3 protein-coding genes are annotated in these 1,620 nt (G+C 34.4%); 1 reads left to right on the forward strand and 2 read right to left on the reverse strand.

Annotated elements, in window-relative coordinates; all coding sequences use genetic code 11:
• Positions 1-158: hypothetical protein (locus GX466_09295; protein NLH94390.1), on the forward strand; the 158-nt coding region annotated here is incomplete at its 5' end.
• A gap of 32 nt (positions 159-190) precedes the next feature.
• Here GX466_09295 and GX466_09300 read toward each other — a convergent pair.
• Both GX466_09300 and GX466_09305 read right to left on the reverse strand, forming a co-directional pair.
• Positions 191-688 (reverse strand): rubrerythrin family protein, encoded by a 498-nt coding sequence (locus tag GX466_09300; protein NLH94391.1) that lies wholly within the window; start codon positions 686-688, stop codon positions 191-193.
• 38 nt (positions 689-726) lie between these two features.
• A partial coding sequence (locus GX466_09305) for an FprA family A-type flavoprotein (protein ID NLH94392.1) occupies positions 727-1,620 on the reverse strand: 894 nt, incomplete at its 5' end.

A 1,620-nucleotide genomic window follows, 5' to 3' on the forward strand; every position in this document is an offset into this window, starting at 1 on the left:
ACAATGAAGAACTAAGGGACTTAAAAGTTGAAAAAATAGGGAATATAACAGGAATAAAAGGTCTAAACTCCACAATTGCCATTAGAACTGAAAAAGAGGATATACGAATAAAACTGGAACCATTTGAAGAACAGATGGCCATAGATCCATTTCATTAATACCTTAATTTAAGTCAATAATAAAAAAAATATTAATCTATTTTGTTAAATGCTTTTTTCAATGCACCGCAAACTGGACATCTATCTGGCGCTTCATCTGCAACTGTGTATCCACAAACACTGCAAACATAGTAATCCTTTACTGGAAAATTATCTAGATTATCAAGGGCCTTTTTATAGAGATTGGCATGAATTTTTTCCACCTTGTTTGTAAAAACAAAATATCTTTCAGCAGCAGTTTCTCCTTCCATTTTTGCTTCTTCGATCATCTTAGGATACATGCTTACAAATTCATGAGTCTCTCCAGAAATTGCTTCTTTTAAATTCTCTTCTGTTGTCTTAATACCTTCTAGTATTCTAAGATGTGCATGCGCGTGTACAGTTTCTGCCGCAGCTGCAGCTCTAAATAACTTTGCAATTCCAGGATAACCTTCTTGATCAGCTTTATTTGCAAATGCAAGATATTTTCTATTTGCTTGAGACTCACCTGCGAATGCTTCCATTAAATTATTTTTCGTTTTCACATTCATAGTACCACTCTTTATATTGAGCGAAGAAAAACATTTCTTTAGACCCCTATTTCTCTATGTTTCTTAACTATTTCGTTTGCCAAGTTGTCAAGGGATATGAAATCAATTTCTTTTGGGTAACCTTTAATATATACAGGTTCAATCAATTCGACTTTAATATTTGTAATCATGCCTTTTAGAATCTCAACAGCATTTCCTCCCCATCCAAAAGACCCAACTATTGAAACAAATTTTGTTTTAGGTCTTACTGCATTAACAAGATATGTTGCATAGTAAGCTAACGGATGTGGACCAACTAACATAGTAGGGGCACCAACAACTATAGTGGCAGCATCGACAAGGGACATCAGTAGATCCCCAGCATCAGCAATTTCGAGATTGAATAATTTCACTTCTACACCCATATTGCTCAAAGTTTCTGAAAGATAATCGACCATAATTTTTGTGCTCCCGTGCATTGAGACATACGGAATTACAACTTGATTTTTTACCGTATCACTTGACCAATCCTTGTAGGCTTCAATAATAAATGAAGGCTTATCATATAGGGGTCCGTGGCTTGGAGCAATTATATCAATATCTAATTTACCTATTCTTTCAAGATATTTTCTAATCATTGACCTAAAAGGCATCATTATCTCAGCGTAATATCTTTTTGCGGAGAGATAGATCTCTCTTTCATCTGGAACATATAAGCTACTTGTAGCAAAGTGAGACCCTAAGAAATCACAGGAAAAAAGAATTTTATCTTCTTTTAAATAGGAAAACATTGTGTCTGGCCAATGGACCCAAGGCGCAATTATAAACTGGACTGTTTTGTTTCCTAATGATATCTCTTGATTGTCAGATATAACAATGAATCTTTCTTCAGGGATTAGTAGAAAAGATTCAATTAACTCTTTGCATTTGGCGTTTGTAACTATCTTTGCATC

The sequence above is a fragment of the Candidatus Cloacimonadota bacterium genome (assembly GCA_012516855.1).
Taxonomy (GTDB): Bacteria; Cloacimonadota; Cloacimonadia; order Cloacimonadales; family Cloacimonadaceae; genus Syntrophosphaera.